This window comes from Salinimicrobium oceani, from assembly GCF_012037645.1.
Genome location: NZ_JAAVJR010000350.1, coordinates 1 through 536, shown reverse-complemented (window position 1 = coordinate 536; position 536 = coordinate 1). Strand labels below are relative to the sequence as shown.

Genomic DNA, 536 nt, shown 5'->3' with positions numbered 1-536 from the left:
AGGTAATGAGCTTAAAGTATTCGTTTATCTCGATCACGAGGAGCGACCGGTGGCAACTACTTTAAAGCCTTTTGTGAAGCTTGATGAGTTTGCTGTTTTGAAATGTGTGGAGGTTAGCGAAATCGGCGCTTTTATGGACTGGGGGCTGGAAAAACACCTTTTTGTGCCCTTTAAAGAACAGGCTATGAAAATGCGGCAAGGGGAGAGGTATCTTATCTTTTGTTACCTGGACGAATTAACAGACAGGCTGGTGGGCTCTAATAAAGTGGATGCATTCCTGGATAATTCTCAGCTCACTGTAGAACCCTTTGAAGAAGTGGATCTTATCATTGCAAATCCCACAGATCTTGGGTGGAATGTGATCGTGAACGAGATCCATAAGGGGCTTTTATATAAGGACGAAGTATTTCAGAAACTGCACGTTGGGGACCGACTTAAAGGTTGGATCAAAAAGACAAGGCCAGACGGCAAGATCGATGTTACGCTGCAACGGCCGGGCTACAGAAGTATTGAACCTAATGCGCAGGAACTACTGA

At 44.8% G+C, this 536-nt stretch carries 1 protein-coding gene; it reads left to right on the top strand.

What is annotated here, in order from left to right:
* A partial coding sequence (locus tag HC175_RS17130) for a CvfB family protein (protein WP_235942661.1) occupies window positions 1-536 on the top strand: 536 nt, incomplete at both ends.